At 70.9% G+C, this 18,986-nt stretch carries 17 protein-coding genes; 9 read left to right on the top strand and 8 right to left on the bottom strand.

Annotated elements, in window-relative coordinates:
• Window positions 1–100 precede the first annotated feature (100 nt).
• Window positions 101–2,797, bottom strand: coding sequence for a phosphoenolpyruvate carboxylase (locus ABDC25_RS12170; protein ID WP_347123064.1), 2,697 nt, complete (start codon window positions 2,795–2,797; stop codon window positions 101–103).
• Between the two features lie 110 nt (window positions 2,798–2,907).
• Here ABDC25_RS12170 and nhaA point away from each other — a divergent pair, with 110 nt between their 5' ends.
• The 4 genes from nhaA (at window position 2,908) to ABDC25_RS12150 (ending at window position 7,010) form a co-directional block, all read left to right on the top strand.
• Entirely contained in the window at window positions 2,908–4,077 is a 1,170-nt protein-coding gene (gene nhaA / locus ABDC25_RS12165) for a Na+/H+ antiporter NhaA (protein WP_029260412.1), read from the top strand.
• 136 nt (window positions 4,078–4,213) lie between these two features.
• Complete coding sequence (locus ABDC25_RS12160) at window positions 4,214–4,819, top strand: MazG family protein (protein WP_208323757.1); 606 nt, start codon at window positions 4,214–4,216, stop codon at window positions 4,817–4,819.
• Window positions 4,820–4,888: 69 nt separating this feature from the next.
• Complete coding sequence (gene hisS / locus ABDC25_RS12155) at window positions 4,889–6,139, top strand: histidine--tRNA ligase (protein ID WP_240750696.1); 1,251 nt, start codon at window positions 4,889–4,891, stop codon at window positions 6,137–6,139.
• 64 nt (window positions 6,140–6,203) lie between these two features.
• Entirely contained in the window at window positions 6,204–7,010 is an 807-nt protein-coding gene (locus ABDC25_RS12150; RefSeq protein WP_029266607.1) for an SGNH/GDSL hydrolase family protein, read from the top strand.
• On the opposite strand, the gene ABDC25_RS12145 is transcribed toward ABDC25_RS12150, so the two are convergent.
• Window positions 6,979–7,569, bottom strand: a complete 591-nt coding sequence (locus ABDC25_RS12145; RefSeq protein ID WP_347123063.1) for a VOC family protein — start codon at window positions 7,567–7,569, stop codon at window positions 6,979–6,981. The two genes, ABDC25_RS12150 and ABDC25_RS12145, sit on opposite strands and share 32 nt — an antisense overlap.
• Before the next feature lie 87 nt (window positions 7,570–7,656).
• Here ABDC25_RS12145 and ABDC25_RS12140 point away from each other — a divergent pair, with 87 nt between their 5' ends.
• Window positions 7,657–8,448 (top strand): helix-turn-helix domain-containing protein, encoded by a 792-nt coding sequence (locus ABDC25_RS12140; protein ID WP_029266611.1) that lies wholly within the window; start codon window positions 7,657–7,659, stop codon window positions 8,446–8,448.
• A gap of 79 nt (window positions 8,449–8,527) precedes the next feature.
• On the opposite strand, the gene ABDC25_RS12135 is transcribed toward ABDC25_RS12140, so the two are convergent.
• Genes ABDC25_RS12135 through ABDC25_RS12115 form a run of 5 tightly spaced genes read right to left on the bottom strand, consistent with a single transcriptional unit; the run spans window position 8,528 to window position 14,849 of the window.
• On the bottom strand, window positions 8,528–9,757 hold the full coding sequence (locus ABDC25_RS12135; protein ID WP_021199516.1) for an APC family permease: 1,230 nt from the start codon (window positions 9,755–9,757) through the stop codon (window positions 8,528–8,530).
• A gap of 4 nt (window positions 9,758–9,761) precedes the next feature.
• The gene (locus tag ABDC25_RS12130; RefSeq protein ID WP_347123062.1) at window positions 9,762–11,495 is read right to left on the bottom strand and encodes a CocE/NonD family hydrolase; all 1,734 of its coding nucleotides are present in this window, start codon (window positions 11,493–11,495) and stop codon (window positions 9,762–9,764) included.
• Complete coding sequence (locus tag ABDC25_RS12125) at window positions 11,492–12,790, bottom strand: MFS transporter (RefSeq protein WP_347123061.1); 1,299 nt, start codon at window positions 12,788–12,790, stop codon at window positions 11,492–11,494. Before ABDC25_RS12125 ends, ABDC25_RS12130 begins: the two co-directional genes overlap by 4 nt.
• Before the next feature lie 35 nt (window positions 12,791–12,825).
• Window positions 12,826–13,842, bottom strand: coding sequence for an alpha/beta hydrolase fold domain-containing protein (locus tag ABDC25_RS12120; RefSeq protein ID WP_021199519.1), 1,017 nt, complete (start codon window positions 13,840–13,842; stop codon window positions 12,826–12,828).
• Window positions 13,839–14,849, bottom strand: a complete 1,011-nt coding sequence (locus ABDC25_RS12115; protein ID WP_347123060.1) for an alpha/beta hydrolase — start codon at window positions 14,847–14,849, stop codon at window positions 13,839–13,841. The genes ABDC25_RS12120 and ABDC25_RS12115 overlap by 4 nt, the downstream gene beginning before the upstream one ends.
• 104 nt (window positions 14,850–14,953) lie before the next feature.
• Here ABDC25_RS12115 and ABDC25_RS12110 point away from each other — a divergent pair, with 104 nt between their 5' ends.
• Window positions 14,954–15,958 carry a LacI family DNA-binding transcriptional regulator gene (locus tag ABDC25_RS12110; protein ID WP_031207208.1) on the top strand — a complete coding sequence of 335 codons (1,005 nt, stop codon included), beginning with the start codon at window positions 14,954–14,956 and terminating at the stop codon, window positions 15,956–15,958.
• Here the strand turns inward: ABDC25_RS12110 and ABDC25_RS12105 are convergent.
• Window positions 15,939–16,409, bottom strand: coding sequence for a DUF4442 domain-containing protein (locus tag ABDC25_RS12105; RefSeq protein ID WP_021199522.1), 471 nt, complete (start codon window positions 16,407–16,409; stop codon window positions 15,939–15,941). The genes ABDC25_RS12110 and ABDC25_RS12105 overlap by 20 nt on opposite strands.
• A gap of 109 nt (window positions 16,410–16,518) precedes the next feature.
• Between ABDC25_RS12105 and ABDC25_RS12100 the strand changes: the two genes are divergently transcribed.
• From ABDC25_RS12100 to ABDC25_RS12090, 3 genes are read left to right on the top strand one after another with little or no spacing between them, the layout of a single operon-like run.
• A complete protein-coding gene (locus ABDC25_RS12100) occupies window positions 16,519–16,947 on the top strand; it encodes a GntR family transcriptional regulator (protein ID WP_021199523.1) in 429 nt (142 codons plus the stop codon).
• Window positions 16,944–18,014 carry a DUF1648 domain-containing protein gene (locus tag ABDC25_RS12095; protein ID WP_029260399.1) on the top strand — a complete coding sequence of 357 codons (1,071 nt, stop codon included), beginning with the start codon at window positions 16,944–16,946 and terminating at the stop codon, window positions 18,012–18,014. Before ABDC25_RS12100 ends, ABDC25_RS12095 begins: the two co-directional genes overlap by 4 nt.
• A complete protein-coding gene (locus ABDC25_RS12090; RefSeq protein ID WP_347123059.1) occupies window positions 18,011–18,961 on the top strand; it encodes a type II CAAX endopeptidase family protein in 951 nt (316 codons plus the stop codon). Before ABDC25_RS12095 ends, ABDC25_RS12090 begins: the two co-directional genes overlap by 4 nt.
• The last annotated feature ends 25 nt before the right edge of the window (window positions 18,962–18,986 follow it).

Below are 18,986 nucleotides of genomic sequence, written 5' to 3'. Positions count from 1 at the left end.
GCAGGCGATCGTGTCGCGTGAGGCTGTGCCGGATCCGGCAGAGACTTCACTCTAGTCGCCACCGAAGCGGGGGTTCCCGCCGGTTCGGTGGCGACGTCGGTCACCCGGTGTTCTGCAGGCCGGCGGCCACACCGCTGACGGAGAGCAGCAGCAGTCGCTGCTGTTCCGCGTCGGCGCCGGAGCCCGTGGGATCCTCCGCGGCCGAGCGCAGCGCCCGGAGCGCGCGCAGCTGCAGGAGCGAGAGCGCGTCGACGTACGGACTGCGCAGCTGTACGGCGCGCTGGAGCACGGGCTTGTTCTCGAGCAGACTCTCGCCGCCGGTGAGGCGGATCACCCAGCGCCGCGTCGTCGCGAGCTCGTCGAGCACGAGCTGCGCCAGGTCGTCGCGGTCGCCGAGGGCGAGGTACTGGCGCGCGATGCGCTCGTCGGTCTTCGCGAGGCTCATCGCGACGTTGTCGATCATGGTGCGCAGCAGCGGCCACTCCCGGTACGCCTCGACGAGCAGCGCCTCATCGCCGACGGCGTCCAGAGCGGTGCCGAGGCCGAACCATCCGGCCAGGTTGATGCGAGCCTGCGTCCACGCGAAGACCCACGGGATCGCCCGCAGGTCTTCCAGCGACTCCACCGACAGTCCGCGGCGGGCGGGGCGGGAGCCGAGCGCGAGCAGACCGATCTCCTCCATCGGGGTCACGGTGGCGAACCAGGGAGCGAAACCCTCCGCCTTCACGAGGGAGAAGAAGCGCTCGCGGGAGGCAGCGTCCATGATCGACGCGACCTCGGCGTACCGCGCGGCCGCCCGGCTCGTGCGCTGCTCCTCGGTGGGGGAGGAGGCGAGCAGCGTCGCCGCGGCGACCTGGTCGATGTGACGCATCGCGATCGCGGGCTCACCGTAGCGCGCGAAGATCACCTCGCCCTGCTCGGTGAGCTTGAAGCGGCCGTCGACCGAGTGCGGCGGCTGCGCGAGGATCGCGGAGTTGGCGGGGCCGCCGCCGCGTCCGAGGGCACCCCCACGACCGTGGAAGAGGGTCAGCTCGATGCCGGACTCCCGGGCCCACCGCGCGATCTTCTCCTGCGCCTCGTACAGGGCGAGGTTCGCGGCCACCGGGCCGACGTCCTTCGACGAGTCGGAGTAGCCGAGCATGACTTCGAGCCGGTTGCCGGTGGCCGCCATGCGCTCGCGGAACTCCGGGAACGTCACGGCTTCCTCGAGGATGCCGGGAGCCGCCTGCAGGTCGGCGAACGTCTCGAACAGCGGCACCACGTCGAGCACCGGAGCGTCGTCGCCGAGGGCGTAGTGGGCGAGGCGGTGCACATTGGCGAGGTCAGAGGCGGCCTGGGTGAACGAGACGACGTAGCGCCCGGCGGCGCGCAGCCCGCGGTCGCGCTGGATATCCGCGATCGCGCGGAACACCTCCAGCACCTCCTCGGTCTGCGCGCTGACGGCCTCTCCCGCCTCGAGTTCTGCCAGTGCCTTCGCGTGCACCTGGGAGTGCTGACGCACCTCCAGCTCGGTGAGGTGGAAGCCGTAGGTCTCGACCTGCCAGATCAGGTGCTGCACGCCGCCGAACGCATGGCGCTTCGCGCCGGCATCGGCGAGCGACGCCTGCACGGCGCGCAGATCTTCCAGCAGCTCCTCGGGACGTGCGTACGCCTGGGCACTGTCGTCACCCCGGCGCGTGGCGGCGACGCGACGCGCCAGGATCAGCAGCACGCGTCGGTGCAGCTCGTCGGGAGAGCGGGTGGCGAGCTCGGCTGCCAGCGCGGGCTCTGCAGCGGCGAAGCTCTCCCAGAGTGCGGTGACCTCGGCGCTGGGCGGCGTGTCGTCTGAGGCGAGGGTGAGCGTCCGGCCGATGCGCTCCAGCGCACGCTCGAGCCCGCGCAAAACGTGGTCCGCCGCGATCTGCGAGGCCTCGCGCGTGACGGACGCCGTGACGAAGGGATTGCCGTCGCGGTCGCCGCCGACCCACGAGCCGATCCGCACGAAGGCGGGGACGACGGGGGCGCTGGCACCCGAGTCCTCTCCCCGGAGCGCGTCGTCGATGCGACGGTACACATGAGGCACCGTCGTGAAGAGCGTCTCGTCGAAAACGCCCATCACGGTGCGGACCTCGTCGGTCGGAGACGGCTTCTGGGAACGCAGCGGAGCGGTGCGCCAGAGCGTGTCGATCTCCTCCAGCATCCGTCGGCGGGCACGGTGCTCTTCCGATCCGCCCTCGCTCGCGGCGTCGTGCTGCGTGAGCAGCTCCGACAGGCGGCGGATGCTCGACGAGACCGCACGGCGGCGGGCCTCGGTCGGGTGCGCGGTGAAGACCGGGTGGAAGCGGAGGCCCTCCAGGCGGCGGCGCGCCTCGTCGTCGCCGACCTCGGTGCGCAGTCGGGCGTACGCGGTCGCGACGGTGTCGGCGGCGTCCTCACGTCCCGGCTGTCCGGCACGCTCGCGCAGCACGCGCACACGCTGGTGCTCCTCGGCGAGGTTGACCAGGTGGAAGTAGCAGGTGAAGGCGCGGGCGACCTCGTCGGCCCGCTCGACCGTGAACGACTCGGCGATCGCCGCCGCGCGCTCGAACGCGTCGGGGGTCTCCTCGTCGTAGGCCTGGATCGTCGCGAGTCGCAGCCGTTCGACGTCTTCGAAGAGGCCGTCGCCGCCGGCTTCGCGCAGCACCTGCCCGAGCAGCTGCCCGAGCATCCTGACGTCTGTGCGCATCGCATCCGGGATGCCGCGGCCGGCTTCGAAGCGGCCGATCACGCGGATGGCCTCGGTGTTCGTGGGCTCGGAGAAGGAGTGTGCGGGGGTCACCCTTCGAGAGTATCCCTCGGGGAAGGGGTGTCCTGCACGCATGACGGACTGCGTCCGGGCACGGGATCGAGAGAAGCACCGGGGCTTCCCGGCGACCTACGATGGGGGGAATGCGCATCTCAGCGAATCCCCTCCGCGGACAGCAGTTTCCTGCCGTCCTCCTCCTCGTCGCGGCCGGGCTCGGGCTGCTCCTCGCGAACCTCCCGACGCACGACGCGCTCGCCGCCTTCCTCGACTTCCACATCGCGATCCCCGGCACCGCTCTCGACCTGTCCATCGCGCACTGGGTGTCCGACGGTCTTCTCGCCGTCTTCTTCCTCGTCGTGGCCATCGAGCTGCGTCACGAACTGACCCACGGCGAGCTCGACTCCCCACGCAAGGCCGTGCAGCCCGCGATCGCGGCAACCGGAGGCGTGCTCGTCCCGATCGCGGTCTACCTCCTGATCGCCGGCGGCGACGGCACCACGGCGCCGGGCTGGCCCATCCCCACGGCGACCGACATTGCCTTCGCCCTCGGGGTGCTGGCGATGTTCGGCAAGGGGCTGCCGTCGCGGGTGCGCGTCTTCCTGCTCGCGCTGGCCATCCTCGACGACATCATCGGCATCATCTTCATCGCGGTGCTGTTCGCCGACGACGTGCAGTGGCTGCTGTTCGGCCTCGCGATCGTCGGCGTCGCGGTGTTCTGGGCGCTGAGCCGGCTCCTGCACGCCAAGGGGCACCCGCTGATCGCGGTGGCGATGGTCCTGGTCGGCGTGCTCACCTGGGGCCTGGTCGCTTCCTCCGGCATCCATGCCACGATCGCCGGTGTGCTGCTGGGCCTCGTGATGTCGCCCGTTCCCGCCGGTCGCACCCGGCATGCGCTCGAACCGACCGTGAACGGTGCGATCCTGCCGCTGTTCGCGTTCGTCGCGGCGTTCGTCGTGATCCCCGCCGTGTCGATCACGCAGCTGTCGCCGGCGTTCTGGGCCATCGTCGTGGCCCTGCCCGTGGGCAAGATCATCGGCATCTCGCTGTTCGGCTGGCTGGCGATGCGCATCCGCCCGAAGGGCGCCGATCCGGCGCTGCCGTTCGCCGACATCCTCGCCGCGGGAGCCCTCGGCGGCATCGGCTTCACGGTCTCTCTGCTGCTGGCGAATCTCGCCTTCGCCGACGACGGCGGCATCAGGGACCAGGCGATCCTCGGCGTGCTCGTGGGGTCGCTGATCGCTCTCGTGCTCTCCGGGATCATCGTGTCGCTGCGGGCCCGCTGGTACCGTCGGGTCGCATCCGCAGCATCCTGAGAGGCATCATGACGGGAAGTCCGACTCGGGGCCTCTCCGCGCCCGACCGATTCGAGGAGGAAGCGTGAGCGCTCAGCCCGAGACCGATGCCGGCGTCGACGACGCACAGGATCCGCTCCGTCAGGCCGCCGACACCATGCACGCGGTCAGGGACCGCTGCGTGTGGTCGCAGCAGATCACGCACCGCGACCTCGTGCCGTACCTCATCGAGGAGTCGCACGAGGTGATCGACGCGGTCGAGGCCGGCAGTCGCGACGACCTTCGCGAGGAGCTGGGCGATCTGCTGTGGCAGGTGCTGTTCCACTCCGCCATCGCGGCTCAGGACCCGGATGATCCGTTCGACATCGACGATGTGGCGCGCACGCTCACCGAGAAGATGGTGCGTCGCCATCCTCACGTGTTCGCCGGGGAGGTCGCCGACACCCCCGAACAGGTGCTGGTGCACTGGAACGCGGCGAAGGCGGCCGAGAAGCGCACGCGACGCAGCGTGCTCGACGGTGTGCCGCGGGGGATGCCGGCGCTCGCGCTCGCACAGAAGCTCGCGGGCCGCGCCGCCGGTGCGGGCGTGACGATCGACCCGACACCGGCCGCCGTCTCGCCGGACTCGGAAGCGGAGCTCGGCGAAGCGCTCCTCGCCCTCGTCGCGACGGCGCGCGCCGAGGGCTGGGATGCCGAGCGGGCGCTGCGCGAGCGGCTGCGGGTGCTCGAAGACGACGTGCGCGCGGCCGAAGCCGCCTCCTGACGCCCGGCGCGACGACGCCGACAGACCTGGGAAGATGGAACCGTGGCTACCGTGAATCCGCCGCGCGGCATGCGCGACATCCTCCCCGCCGACAAGGCCCGCCGTGAGCGTGTGCTCTCCGTCATCCGCGAGCGCTACCTCGCACACGGATTCGACGAGATCGAGACGCCCGTCGTCGAGGACTACGAGCGACTGCATGCCGGTATCGGTGGCGACAACGAGAAGCTCTCGTACAACATCCTGCGCCGTGGTCTCGATGCCGATGCGATCCGCGCCGCCGCCGACGACCCGGCCGCGCTCTCCGATCTCGGCCTCCGGTACGACCTGACCGTGCCGCTCGCGCGCTTCTACGCGAGCAACCGTGGTCAGCTCCCCACCGTGTTCCGCTCGATCCAGATCGGTCCGGTCTGGCGCGCCGAGCGTCCGCAGAAGGGCCGCTACCGTCAGTTCGTGCAGTGCGACATCGACATCATGGGCGATGACTCCTCGCGCGCCGAGGCCGAGCTGATGGTCGCCTCGCTCGACGCCGTCGACGCGCTGGGCCTCGAGGGCGCGACCGTGCGCATCAACGACCGCCGGGTGCTGGATTGGATGCTCGACAGCTTCGGGTTCACGGCGGAGGAGCGCCCAGGGGTGCTCATCACGATCGACAAGCTCGACAAGATCGGCCCCGAGGGGGTGGCGACCGAGCTGCGGGAGCGCAGTGCCTCGACTGCGGCCGCCGACGCGTTCGACGCCTTCCTGCGACGTCCGCAGACCATGGAGTACCACCCGTTCGGCGAGCGGCAGATCCGCAAGGCGCTGCCCGAGGGGGCACCGGCCGAGCTGATCGAGCACCTGGTCGGCATCGGCGAGGCCGTGGCCGCGGGGCGCGGTCAGTCCGACATCCCGCTCGTCTTCGATCCGTTCCTCGTGCGTGGCATGGGGTACTACACGGGCACGATCTTCGAGCTCGCGCACCCCTCCGTCGGGTACTCGCTCGGAGGTGGCGGCCGGTACGACGGCATGATCGGGCGCTTCCTCGGGCAGCAGGTACCGGCGGTGGGCTTCTCGCTCGGATTCGAACGCCTGGTCGACTTGATCGCCGATGAGGCCGATGCCGGGGCGCGGGCGGTCGTGCTCATCCACGATGCCGAAGTTCCGGTGCACGAGCTGGTCCGGCACAAGGCGGCACTGATCGCCGGCGGGGCCAGGGTGCGGCTCGAGCGACGCACCAAGAACGTCAAGGCGCTGCTGGAGCGATCGGCTGCCGACGGCTACACCGCCTTCGCGACCGTCTCCACCGGTGCCGACGAGCTGGAGCTCAAGCCGCTCTCCTGACGAGCCGGGGTCGTCGCCGGATCCCGTTCACGCCGCGTTCACGGTGTCGGGATGGAATCAGGGCGTGAGCCGCTTCCGCATCCCCGTTCTGGCCGGGGCGACACTCGTTGCGCTCCTCATCGGCTTCCGGCTCGTGCTCGGCCGACAGGCGGCGCTCGCGCGACGGCGGATCGGGAAGCCGCTGGGGGAGGAAGCACTCGATGCGGATCGCCTCTGGCGTCGAGGTCTCGACGGAGCGCCCCTCGACCTGCTGGTGCTCGGCGACTCGATCGCCGCGGGTCTCGGAGCCGAGCACCGCAAGGAGACGCTCGGCGGGCGTCTGGCGAAGTCGACAGGACGCCGGATGCACCGCCCCGTGAGGCTGCGCACGGCGGCAGCGGTCGGTGCGGAGTCGCCCGATCTCCCCGCTCAGCTCGACGCCCTGCCCGCCGAGTACCGCCCACACGTGGCCGTGATCGTCGTCGGAGGGAACGACGTGACCCACCGGCTGCCGGTGGGGCTGTCCGCGCAGCATCTGCACGAGACGATCCGCCGGCTGCGCGAGATGGGTGCCGAGGTCGTCGTGGGCACCTGCCCCGACCTCGGTGCGTTGCGCGCCGTGCCGCAGCCCCTCCGGCGGATCGCGTCGAGCCTGTCGCGCCGTCTCGCTGAGATCCAGGACGAGACGGCCCGACAGGCGGGCGCCGAGCCGGTGGATCTGCGCCACGCGGTGGGATCGATGTTCTTCGACGAGCCCGAAGCGATGTTCAGCCTCGACCGCTTCCATCCGAGCGCGCTCGGGTATCGCCGCACAGCCGAGGCGCTGCTGCCGGCGGTGTATCGCGCGGCGGAGAGGTCGCTCAGCTCGCGCCGTCCGTCGGCTCCGCGCTGAACGACGCTGCCCATTCGGCCACCCGGCGGCTGCTCTCCTCGTCGGAGATGTCCTCGACACGGGTCATGACCGACCAGCGCACACCGAACGGATCGCGGATGCTGGCGAACCGGTCGCCCGAGACGAAGGGCGCGGGCGCTTCACGCACGGCCGCTCCCGCGGCGACGGCCTTCTCGACGACCGCATCGACGTCCGAGACGTACAGACCCATGGAGTAGCAGTCGTCGTCGCCGTCGGGGGAGCGCACGAGGTGGTAGTCGGGGTTCGGCTCTCCGAGCTGGAGCAGGCCGAGACCGAAGTCGAGGTCGGCGTGCGCGACCACCCCGCCGAACTCCGTGACGTCGATGACGCGGGCGCCGAAGACGTCGCGGTAGAACTCGATCGCCTGCTTCGCGTCGGGGATCGCCAGGAAGGGCGTGAGGGAGGTGGCGCTGTTCGGGCGCCCGTTCGTCGTGTATGTCCCGTTCGTCCCGGTCGTCGGGGCGTTCGCGGTGGTCTTCGCGGTGGTCTTCGCGGTGGTCTTCGCGGTGGTGTCGTTCGTGGTGTCGTCAGTGCTCATGCCGCCACGTTAGGCGGGTCGGGATGGCGGTGGCTTGAAGATCTGCGACAGCATCCGGATGTCGGGTCCGGAGCCTACGCTGGGGCTATGGTGAACCCGAGCCGCGGTGTGCTGTATCCCGCACGTCTGCCGCAGTTCCATCGGTTGCCGGCACCGTCGTCGGTGGCGGATCTGGTCGCGTGGTTCTGGATTCCGGAGTGGGACATCGAGCCCGGGCGCTCGTCGCGGCAGGAGGTGGTCGCCTATCCGGCGCTCAACCTCGTCGTCGATGCGGATGCCGTGACGCTGTCGGGCGCGACCACCCGCCTGTCCCACCGCGATCTGCAGGGGAGCGGATGGGCTGTCGGTGCCCTTCTGCGACCGGCAGCAGTCGTCGCGCTGATCGACGATCCGTCATCCCTGGTCGACGCGGAGCGGGTGCTCGACGCGGGAGAGGTCGTCGCCGACCTCCGCCGTGCCGTGGCCGACGCGATGGAGGCGGGTGAAGGGCGCCGGGAACGGGCGGTCGAGGCTGTCTCCCGGTGGCTCGAGAAGCGTGTGGGACCGGTTGGCGAACCTGCACGCCAGGCCAATGCCGCCATGGAGGTGCTGATGGGAGACGGGGCCGCCCTCACCACGGAGGAGGCCGCCACACGCCTGGCGGTCTCGGTGCGGACCCTGCAGCGCATGACGCACCGCCACGTCGGGCTCTCGCCGGCCGCGATGATCCGGCGTCGGCGCCTGCAGGAGGCGGCGCAGCGGGTACGCGACGAGCCGGGAGTCGACCTGGCTTCGATCGCCGCAGAACTCGGGTACGCCGATCATGCGCATCTCACGCGGGACTTCCAGGCTGTGCTCGGCATCGCGCCGCGGGTGTACCGTTCCGAGACGCGCGGCTGAGATCGGACAGGCGGAGCCCCGGAGTCGTGAGAGCTCAACCCCGAGGGCTCAACCCCGAGGAGCTCAGCGCCCGAGGAGTTCAGGCCCGTGTGAGCCGCAGACGCAGCAGGCGGTATCCGATGCCGAGCAGCACGACGGCGGTGCCGATGATCGACGCGAACACGGGCAGGGTGTTCACCAGGACCAGACATCCGAGGGCACCGAGAACCTGCAGCGCTCGCGGGTAGCGTCGCGCACGCCCGCGCTGCCGGAAGGCCGCGGCGTTCGCGATGAGGTAGTAGAGGAGGACACCGAAGGAGGAGAAGCCGATGGCACCGCGCAGGTCGGCGACGAGCACGATGGCGATCACGATGAGGGCGATGGTGATCTCGGCACGCTGCGGAACCTGGTGGTTCCGGTCGATCTTCGCGAGGAACCGCGGAACATCGCCCTCGCGGGCCATCGCCAGGGTCGTGCGGCCGATTCCGGTCAGCAGCGCCAGGAGCGCGCCGAGCGAGGCGGCAGCCGCGGCCACGCGGAGCACCGGAATCCACACCGATGCACCGGCTGCGGCGAGCAGATCGACCAGCGGCGCCGTCGCCCCGATCGCTTCGGCACCGAGCACGAGCACGACGACCGACCCGACCAGTGCGTACACGACAACGGCGCCGCCCAGGGCGAACACGATCGCACGGGGGATCGTGCGGGCGGGGTCGACGACCTCTTCGCCCATCGTCGCGATGCGCGCGTATCCGGCGAACGCGAAGAACAGCAGCCCGGCTCCCTGGAGCACCCCGTAGACCGTCGCCTCGGGCAGCGGAGGAGGAGCGGCCGTCGGGGCGGCTGCTATACCGAATCCGACCGCGACCGCGAGCCCGAGCAGCGAGCACGCCACGAGGATGCGGGTGACCAGTGCTGTGCGGGTCACACCGAAGCAGTTCACGACGGCGAGAAGCACGACGGCCGAGACGGCGACGGGCACCTGCCAGCCGGCGGGGGCTGCATAGGCGGCGAACGTCATGGCCATGGCTGCGCAGCTCGCGATCTTGCCGATCACGAAGCTCCACCCCGCGATGAAGCCCCACCAGGGGCCGATCTCGGCGCGGGCATAGGCATACGTGCCGCCGGCGACGGGGTGGGCGGCGGCGAGCTGCGCCGACGAGGTGGCGTTGCAGTACGCGACGACGGCGGCGATCGCGAGGGCGATGAGGATCCCGCTCCCGGCGACCCCGATCGCGGGTGCCCACACCGCGAAGACGCCGGCGCCGATCATCGATCCGAGGCCGATGGCGACGGCATCCGCGAGTGTCAGGCGACGGGCGAGGGGCATCCCGTCATCGTGGCACGCGGCGGTGAACGGCGGGTGACGCCGCCCCCGCGTGCGCCCCAGCCGTCACTGCGGCGGGCAGGGTGAGGGTGGCGGGATCGGAGCCTCCCACACGCACGGTCTGCTCGCTGGCGATCAGGCGCGAGTGATCGCGCACCGGATCATCGGTGCCGGAGTTGCGCAGATGCAGCGGGTGGGCGCCGGACGACACCTGCACGCGCAGACGCGACCCTGCGGCGAAGCGGTGGGCAAGGGGCGCGAGTTCGAGCCGGATACGGCCGGTGTCGTCGGTGCCGGTGTCGTCGGTGCCGGTGACGTCGGTGCCGGTGTCCTCGGTGCCGGTTTCGTCGGGCGAGAGACGTCGATACCCGTCGGTGACCGCTCGGGAGACGCCCCTGGAGTCGACCTCGCAGAGACGCACGAACAGGTCGGCTCGAGGATTCGACGATGCGAGACGCAGGGCGATCTCGGGCACTCCGATGACGATCAGGTCTTCCGGAAGCGGATCACCGGTGAACACGAGGACATCGTCCCGGCGTTCGCGGGTGCTTTGTCTGCGTCGCCCTGCGGAGAAGGGATTGAGCGTGCGTCCGCCCCCGTCCGGCGTCGGGTCCGCCGGGTCGTAGCGGTATGTCAGCTCGGCGGTGGGGTGCTCGACACCGCTTCGGTCGAGTCGTCCGTCGGCGGTGAGGGCCATCGACATCGCCGAATGCGGCGGGGGCCAGATCTCCAGCTCCCGCGGGCCACCTCCTCCGGTCACGTCGAGGCGTACGCCCTCCGCGGCGGCGTCCGCGCGGAAGGAGCGCAGTACCTCGCAGGCGCCGATCACCGTGATCTCGGGGGCACCGTGCACCCAGTCGCCGATGATGAGGCGCACCGGGCGCCCCGCATCGCGGAGTGCGGCGTAGTCCGCCAGCTGACCGACCAGGAACAGGTCCTGCCATCCGGCCACGAGAGTGACCGGCGGGATGCTCTCGATGTCCTGTGCGAAGTGCATCGGCTCCCACCAGGGGTCGCCTTCGTCGCTGTGCTCGACCCAGTCGCGGAAGAACTGCGGGTCCGCGCCACGTGCCACGCGCACCGCGTCTGCAGGCGGGATCGCGAGCGCACCCCGACGGAAGGCGCGGCGGGCGCGCAGCAGTGCCCACGCCTTCGACGGCAGCGACCGCTCCTGGATGTCCAGCGCGTACGCCCACGTGAGCGGCGTGTCGATCGAGAATCCGCCGCCCGGGTAGAGGATCGCGTCGTCGAACCGCCGCGCCGAGATCGCGATGCCCAGGGCGTCCGGACGCACGTCGCCGTCGCAGTAGGCCCACTGGGTCACGCCGAAGTAGCTTCCGCCCCAGGAGTGCACGCGTCCTGTCGCCCACGGCTGCGCGCGCAACCACCGCATCGTCGCCTGTCCGTCGGAGACCTCGTCGTGCAGCGGGTCGAACACTCCTCCCGACCCGAATGTGCCCCGGCAGCTCTGCACCACGACATGGTGCCCGCGTTCGGCGAGGAACAGGGCCACCCCGGCGATGCCGTCACGCCCGTACGGGGTGCGGATCAGCACGGTGTGCCCGTCGGATCCCTCCGCATGCCAGTGGTCGGTGAGGAGTGCGGCTCCGTCGTCCGCCGAGACCGGGATGTCGGCCGTGCGCGTGACCTTCCGATGCGTCTGCGGGGGCATGTCGACGGATCGGGAGAGGCGTCGGTACTCACGGCGGGCTGTGCCGCCGAGACGGGGAGCATCGGTCATCGCACGCCCTTCACTCTGGTGACCGCGAATGCGGCGATCACGGCCATCACGACCGCGCCGATGTAGAGGGCCGCGAAGTTCTCACCTGTCGGCGAGCCTATGCGGGTGGCGAAGAATCCGAAAACGGGCACGAGGATGCCCGGCAGCAGATAGGCGAGGGCCACGATGCCGAGATCCTTGCCGGCGTCATCCACGGAGGGGAGGCACTCCGTCATCAGGGCGACATCGGCCGCGATGTAGGCGCCTTGACCGGCCCCGACGACCGCGATCCCGACGAGGAAGAACGCGATGTCACCGAAGGAGATCGCCAGTATCAGGCCTGCCGCGCTGGCGAGTGCGCCGATGACGACGCTCGGCTTGCGGCGGCCCGTGCGATCGGAGATCACCCCGAACACGAATGCCATCACCAGGTTCATGAGCGTGAAGGCCGCCGTGGCCTGCGTCTGCACCGCGGCGATCTCCGTCGGGTCGTCGATGCCGAAGCGGCCCGAGATCGTCAGGTAGAGGTAGCTCGTGACCGACACGATCGATGCGGTCATGAAGAAGCGGCACAGCCAGGCCCAGGCGAAGTCGGGGTAGCGGCGGGGGCTCAGCCAGAACGTCGCCAGAACGGCGTTCCAGTCCATCGGGTCGGCGGGCTGCCGGCGACGGATGTCCTTCAGCGTGAAGAACAGCATCAGTGCCAGGAGCACGGAGAACCCGCCGGGGATCAGGAACATGCCGACCTGGCCGATCGGGGCGACCACTCCGGCGAGCGACACTCCGCCGAGGATCCCGATCGCGGTGGCGGCCCCCGTGACGGCCGACATGATGGCGCGGATGCTGCGGCGGATCTGGTCGGCGAACAGCGTGTGGACCGTCATCGACACGGCGCCCCAGCCGACCAGGACCAGGATGGTGCCGGCTCCGAGCGCGAGGAGGGAGGGGGCGGTCGCCTGCACGACGTATCCGGCCAGGGCGATCAGCGAGCCGGAGAGGATCCAGGGGCGGCGGATGCCGAGGCGGGACATCGATCGATCGCTCAGACGACCGAAGATCGGCGTCGTGATGAGGATGGCGGCGCCGCCGAGCGTGAGGATGATGCTGAGGTCGCCCGTCGCCTGGTCGGGGTCCCACTCCTTGAGGAGCTGGGGGATCGCGACGCTGGCGACGCCCTGGGCGATGCCGGATCCGAGCCACGCGAGCACGAAGGCGATCCAGAACCAGCGTGTCTGGCGCTGACCGGGGATCGCGTCGGTGGTGAGTGGCGGAGCGGGGTCTGCGGGGAAGACAGGATCGACTGCGTGGGTGGACATCATCGTCTCCGGATCTCGGTCGGGGTGGGGAAGGGTCACAGGTGCGCTCCCGTGGTCGTCACTGCATCCGCGGGGGAGTGGCCGGCGGAGCGGTAGGCATCGGCGAGTTCCCGGACGAAGACGTCGCGCCACTGGCGTGCCCTCTCCCACCGGCCGGTCAGGCCGGGGGAGGCATGGTCGTGGCCGGCGCCGATGCGCAGGACCACGGGGACTCCGGCCTCGCGCAGCGCGTCGGCGTACGCCATCGCGCCGTCCAGGAGGGGATCGAATTCGGCGGCGAGGATCAGGGCGGGAGCGAGGTCGCGGTGGTCTGGCGCGTCCAGCGGAGAAGCGTCGGCGAGGGGAGCGCCGGCGCGATAGACCTCGGCGAGGTGCATGGCCGCCTCCCAGTCCGCGGCGGCGAGGCGGCGGGGCATCGATGCGCCGACGAGGCGCAGCGCGGCCGGAAGCACTTCGAGCGCCTGGTGGTGCAGAGATGTTCCGGCGTCGCGCTCGCGCAGCGCGGCGGAGGCTGCGATGGTCGCGCCGGCGGAGTTGCCGCCCACGCCCAGCCGATCCGCATCGATCGCGAGCTCGTCGGCACGTTCGCGCAGATCCGCCAAGGCCGCGACGGCGTCGTCGACCGGAGCGGGGAACGGGTGCTCGGGCGCCAGCCGGTATTCGAGCGAAATGATCTGGACGCCGGAGCGCAGTGCGCGATCCGCACAGAGCCGATCGTTGAGCGACTCGTCGATCGTGCCGCCGGTCCAACCGCCGCCGTGCAGCCACAGCATCGTGGGGAGGGCGCCCGGCGCGGCTGCGGTGCGGAACCGTCGGGCGCGCAGCGGACTTTCCCCTCCCGCCACCGTCAGATCGTCGATCTCCACGCCCGAGGGGACCGGCGCGGTGAACTCGGAGGCCAGGAGGTCGCTCAGCTCCCGCTGCGCCCGGCGACGCGCACCCATGGCAGGCGACTCCAGCTCGGGGAGGGTCGCGGAGAGCTCGCGGATGCGCTGGATCCACTCCAGGATCGCCGGACTCAGCGGCGGCTCGTGCTGCTCCTGGTCGCTCATGACGGCGTCCTTCCATGGAGGGTGCGCAGCTCGGAGACGACCAGGCGATGCGCGGCATCCGCTGCGGGCACGAATCCGGTCGAACCGAGCGAGCCGTGCGTCTGTCCGATGAAGCGCATCGCGGTCACCGGGACCCCGGAGGCGGAGAGCGCTCGGGCATAGGCTTCTCCGTCGCCGCGCAGGGGGTCGAGCTCGGAGGTGAGGATCACGGCGGGCGGAAGCCCCTCGTGCGATGCGGCCCGCAACGGGGACGCATACGGGAGGCGAGCGGCCGCGGCATCCTCGCCGACATACTGCCGGACCAGGGTGCGGCCGACCGCGCGCACGATGACTCCCGGCATCCGCGCATCGATGCCGGCCATATCGGCATGACCCATGGTCAGGTCGAGTGCGGGGTTCTCCAGCAGCTGCAGGGCGATCGGATGCGCCGAGCGATCGCGGTTCATCAACGTCACGGCTGCGGCGAGGTCGCCTCCCGATGAGGCCCCACCCACGGCGAGGCGGTCCGGCGATGCCCCCAGCTCCGTCGCGTGGGTGTGCGTCCACTCGAAAGCCGCCCAGCACTGCTCCGGTTGGGTCGGGAACTGCTGCTCCGGGGCATGGGCGTAGTCGGCGGCGACGATCACGATCCCCGCATCCCGCGCTCGGGCTCGGAACCGCGCGTCCCACGAGACCCAGTCGATCCCGGCGATCGTGAATCCGCCGCCGTAGAAGTACACCAGCGCGGGGAGGCCCGAGCCGGGTGGCGTGCGCTCCTCGCCGGGCCAGTAGACGCGCACGCGTACGTCGGGGTGCCCGTCGACCGGAACGATGTGCTCCTCGGCGGCGGTGGGGAGCGGCGTGATCCCGAGCGCGGCGCTCACGGTGTCGTCGTTCCTGGCAGCGACCCGGCGTCGTCCTGCGGGGTCTGCGGGTTCCTCCTCGATCAGAGGCGCGACCCGCTCCTCCCACGCCGCCACGGCGCTGTCGAGGGTCGGGCGCCGGAATCGGGACCGCGGTGTCGGCATCGGGCATCTCCTTCGACGGTTCCGCACCGGTGGGTTCCGACCGGGGCGGGTTCCGACCTAGTCTGAGGAATCGAAGAACTTCGATGAAGAAGGGAGGTCCGAGCATGCGCGCACGACCGGGGCGGGTCACCATCTACGACGTCGCGGAGCGCGCGGGAGTGAGCATCTCCACCGTGTCGCTGGCGGTGAGTGCGCCGCACAGGGTGCGACCCGAGACCCGCGAACGCATCGTCGCCGCGGCCACCGCGCTCGGGTATCGGATGACGCAGGGGCGACGCGTGGGGGCCGCGCGCATCGCGGTCGCTGCACCGTTCACGACCTACCCCTCGTACCTGCGTCGCCTGTCCGGGATGCTCCGCAGGGCCAGGGATGCGGCGGTCGACATCATCCCCTACGACCTCGATTCGGCGGCGGCCGCCGATGAGCCGCTGCTCGACGTGCTGCCCACGCGCACGGACGCCACCGGCCTCGTGGTGATGGGGGTTCCGCTCGGCGGCGCGGCGCGACGGGCGAGCAGGGCCGCGCGCATCCCGGTGGTCTACGTCGACGTGGTGCCGACGCGGTCGGACGTGGGAGGTCCGGTCGTCCTCGTCGACGACCGTGACGGCGGTGCGCAGATCGGCCGCCACCTCGCCGGCCTCGGACATCGTCGTGTCCTGTTCGTGCATGAGCCGCAGCGCTCGCCGGCCTACGTGTCGGCCGGGATGCTCCGTATCGAAGGGCTCACGCAGCACCTGGCGATGACCGACCTGGCGGTCGCTGATCCCTCCGCGGTCGACGGCCGGGTGATCGCTGCGGCCCGCGCCGCGGGTGCGACGGCGATCGTCGCGAACCACGACCAGTTCGCCGCCGCGGTGCTGTCGGCGTTGCGCGCGGACCCCGGCACCGCTCCGCTCGCGGTCGTCGGCTACGACGACGGCGAGGTCGCTGCGGCGCTCGACCTCACGACCGTGCGGCAGCCGTTCGAGGAGAGCGGTCGCACGGCTCTGGAGCTCGTCCTCGGACTGGTGTCGGGCGCATCGACCGCGCACGACACCGTGCGCCTCGCCCCCACCCTGATCGCGAGGGCGTCGACGCTCGCCGGCGGGATCAGCCCCGCGAAGCGGTGACGCGCTTCTTCTCCCGGATGTAGACCTCGCGGCGCACCTTCGCGACGACGTCGCCCTCACGGTCGGTGATGACGGTCTCGAACCACTCGAGCACCTTGGCTCCGCCGCGTGCACGCTCGCGGATCTCCTCCGCCTTCTCCTTCGACACCTCGAACTCGGCGGTGAGCACGCCTCGGCCGGGCTTGAGGAACTCGATCTCGCCGCGGGTGTCCCACACGACGTGGTCGCGTCCGAGCTGGTGCATGACCAGCATGAAGAAGTACGGGTCGGTCATCGCCGACATCGAGCCGCCGAACGCGGTCTTGACGTAGTTGCGGGTGAAGACGTTGACGTGCAGCTCGACGGTCGCGTGCGTCCAGTCCTCGCTGAAGCGGCGGATGCGGATGCCGCTGAAGAGGTTGGGGATCCACAGGCTCATGCCGATCGCGAGACGGCGGGGAGTGATGCGCATGAAGGCCAGTGTGCGGCACCAGGGCGGAAGCGACGAAGACGTCTGGAGGGTTGGCACAGTTGTTATAGTTCGCATAGAATAAGTAGCGATGATAGGAGAGGAGGGCCGGATGCTCATCCGCGTCGATCCCGACAGCCCCCGCGCGCTCTACGACCAGGTGGCGGCCTCCATCCGCTCCGACATTCTCACCGGGGTCCTCGCGCCCGGCGATCGCCTTCCCGCGGCCCGCGACGTCGCCGAAGCGCTCGACATCAACCAGCACACCGTCCTGCACGCCTACCAGCGGCTGCGCGATGAGGGGTTGGTCGATCTGCGTCGCGGGAGGGGAGCGGTCATCGCGGCCTCGGCTGCGCCCCTCGCCGAACTCGCTCACGACATCGACGAGCTGGTGCGCCGTGCCGCAGCCCTCGGCGTCTCCGCCGACACGCTCGCCGGCATCGTTCATGCGCACCGTGACGCCCGATCCGATCTCGACCGTTCTGATCTCCCCCGTTCCGATCCCGACCGCCCCGACAGCCGCGAGGAGGACTCGCCATGACCATCCACGACCTCACCCGCACGCCGCCTGCGCTGCTGCGACGCGCTCGGCTGACCTTCTTCGTCGTCGCGGTGATCCTGCCGATCGTGATCACCGCCGTCGCCGTCGTGATCCTGCTCGCCTGGCTGCCCACGCTGCCGCCACAGGTGGCGACCCATTGGGGTGTGAGCGGCGCCGACCGGTTCGGCCCGCCGTCCGTGTATCTCTGGATCCTCGTCGGGGTCGGGCTCGGCTTGCCGGCGCTGATGGCGATCGTCACCCTCGCGTCCGTCGGTGCGCACTGGGGCGGGGCGGCCCGGCTGATGGGCGCACTCTCCGCGGGGATGTCCGCCTTCGCGGCCGTGATGAGCCTCGGATCCCTCGCGATCCAGCGTGAGCTCGCCGACCCCGCGGAATCGCCCGGCATCGGGGGCACCATGGCACTCGCGTTCGCCGCACTCCTTCTGGTCGGCGGCATCGCCTGGGCCGTGCAGCCGCGCGTGCGGCCGGAGCAGGGGCGCACGCTCGAACCCCGCTACTCGGTGCACGTCGCGAAGGGCGAACGCGTCGTGTGGGTCGCCACGACGACGATGCCGCGCGGCGCGCTCGCCTTCCTGCTGTTCGTGCTCCTCGGTCTCGTCGCGCTCGCCGCGTACATGCTCGGCACCGGCGTCGAGGGTGGCTGGATCGTCGCGCTGGTCGTGGTCGTCGTGGGCTTCGCCCTCGCGGCGACCGCCTCGTTCCGCGTCACGGTCACACCGGAGGGCTTCTCCGCTCGTGCCCTGCTGGGCTGGCCGCGCATCCGTGTCCCGCTCGACGAGGTCGAGGCGGCGCGCGCTGTCGACATCTCCCCGTTCGGCGAGTTCGGCGGCTGGGGATGGCGCATCGCCGTCGACGGGCGCACCGGGATCGTCATGCGCCGCGGATCTGCGATCGAGGTCTCCCGACGGGGCCGGCGACCCTTCATCGTCACCATCGACGGCGCGGAAGAAGCCGCGGCGCTGCTCCAGGCCTATGTCGACCGCGCGCGGACCGTGGCCATCCCCTCGACCGATCGATCGACGGACTCCGGAAAGGAGACCTCATGAACGACCAGACCCTGAACCAGCGCCGTGTGCCGTGGACCGCGGTGATCGTCTTCGTGGCGGTCTCCTTCGTCCTCTCCTGGCTGGTCGCCCTGCCCCTGTGGCTGGGCGACGGGCTCGCCGAGCCGAGCTCGGTGTTCCTGCTGCCGGTGATGATGTTCACGCCTGCGGTGGCGGCTCTCATCGTCACTTTCGCGATGCGCGTCCCCGCACCCGGGCAGCGCGCCCGCTTCCTCGGACTGTGGCCGCTGCGCCCCGCGAAGCGCGTGATCTGGCTCATGGTCGCGGGGTGGCTCGTTCCGCCGCTGCTCGTGGGCCTGGGCGTCCTGCTCTCCGCCGCGCTCGGTTTCGTGCAGCTCGACCTGACATTCTCGGCTCTCGCAGCCGAGCTCGAGAAGGCAGTGCCGGCCGGAACGCCACTGCCTCCTGTCCAGGTCGTCGTGTTCGCGCAGCTCGCGATGATCCCCATCGGCGCGCTGTTCAACAGCCTCTTCGCGTTCGGCGAGGAGCTCGGCTGGCGGGGGTGGCTGCTTCCGGCGCTGCGTCCGCTCGGCACGTGGCCGGCTCCGATCCTCAGCGGCGTGATCTGGGGCGTGTGGCACAGCCCGATCATCCTGCTCGGCTACAACTTCGGGCGCACCGACATCACGGGCATCCTGTTCATGATCGGTGGATGCGTGGCCTGGGGCGTCCTGCTCGGCTGGCTGCGGCTGCGGTCCGCATCGGTGTGGCCGGCGGTCATCGCGCACGGATCTCTGAACGCCGCGGCGGGGCTCATCCTCATCGTCGCCGCGACGCAGCCCGACCTGGCGTTGGCGGGACCACTCGGCGTCGCGACCTGGGTCGTCCTCGCGCTCGTCGCGGTGGTGCTGCAGCTGACGGGACAGTTCCGTGCCCAGCCCGAGCTCGCCGACGCGTCGGGGCGGCTGCTCTCGGCACCGCGGCCTTGACGGAGGGCGGCGCCGGGGGTTGGCT

The organism is Microbacterium sp. SY138, assembly GCF_039729145.1.
GTDB lineage: Bacteria > Actinomycetota > Actinomycetes > Actinomycetales > Microbacteriaceae > Microbacterium > Microbacterium maritypicum_A.
The sequence above is the reverse complement of the archived record's forward strand: the minus strand, read 5'-3'. Positions and strand labels throughout refer to the sequence as shown.

What these genes read in the sequence shown, in the direction of transcription:
- nhaA (WP_029260412.1), top strand. Translation starts at nt 2,908, where the DNA reads ATGCGCATCTCAGCGAATCCCCTCCGCGGACAGCAGTTTCCTGCCGTC.
- ABDC25_RS12160 (WP_208323757.1), top strand. Translation starts at nt 4,214, where the DNA reads ATGCACGCGGTCAGGGACCGCTGCGTGTGGTCGCAGCAGATCACGCAC.
- hisS (WP_240750696.1), top strand. Translation starts at nt 4,889, where the DNA reads ATGCGCGACATCCTCCCCGCCGACAAGGCCCGCCGTGAGCGTGTGCTC.
- ABDC25_RS12145 (WP_347123063.1), bottom strand. Translation starts at nt 7,569, where the DNA reads ATGAGCACTGACGACACCACGAACGACACCACCGCGAAGACCACCGCG.
- ABDC25_RS12140 (WP_029266611.1), top strand. Translation starts at nt 7,657, where the DNA reads ATGGTGAACCCGAGCCGCGGTGTGCTGTATCCCGCACGTCTGCCGCAG.
- ABDC25_RS12135 (WP_021199516.1), bottom strand. Translation starts at nt 9,757, where the DNA reads ATGCCCCTCGCCCGTCGCCTGACACTCGCGGATGCCGTCGCCATCGGC.
- ABDC25_RS12130 (WP_347123062.1), bottom strand. Translation starts at nt 11,495, where the DNA reads ATGACCGATGCTCCCCGTCTCGGCGGCACAGCCCGCCGTGAGTACCGA.
- ABDC25_RS12125 (WP_347123061.1), bottom strand. Translation starts at nt 12,790, where the DNA reads ATGTCCACCCACGCAGTCGATCCTGTCTTCCCCGCAGACCCCGCTCCG.
- ABDC25_RS12120 (WP_021199519.1), bottom strand. Translation starts at nt 13,842, where the DNA reads ATGAGCGACCAGGAGCAGCACGAGCCGCCGCTGAGTCCGGCGATCCTG.
- ABDC25_RS12115 (WP_347123060.1), bottom strand. Translation starts at nt 14,849, where the DNA reads ATGCCGACACCGCGGTCCCGATTCCGGCGCCCGACCCTCGACAGCGCC.
- ABDC25_RS12110 (WP_031207208.1), top strand. Translation starts at nt 14,954, where the DNA reads ATGCGCGCACGACCGGGGCGGGTCACCATCTACGACGTCGCGGAGCGC.
- ABDC25_RS12105 (WP_021199522.1), bottom strand. Translation starts at nt 16,409, where the DNA reads ATGCGCATCACTCCCCGCCGTCTCGCGATCGGCATGAGCCTGTGGATC.
- ABDC25_RS12100 (WP_021199523.1), top strand. Translation starts at nt 16,519, where the DNA reads ATGCTCATCCGCGTCGATCCCGACAGCCCCCGCGCGCTCTACGACCAG.
- ABDC25_RS12095 (WP_029260399.1), top strand. Translation starts at nt 16,944, where the DNA reads ATGACCATCCACGACCTCACCCGCACGCCGCCTGCGCTGCTGCGACGC.
- ABDC25_RS12090 (WP_347123059.1), top strand. Translation starts at nt 18,011, where the DNA reads ATGAACGACCAGACCCTGAACCAGCGCCGTGTGCCGTGGACCGCGGTG.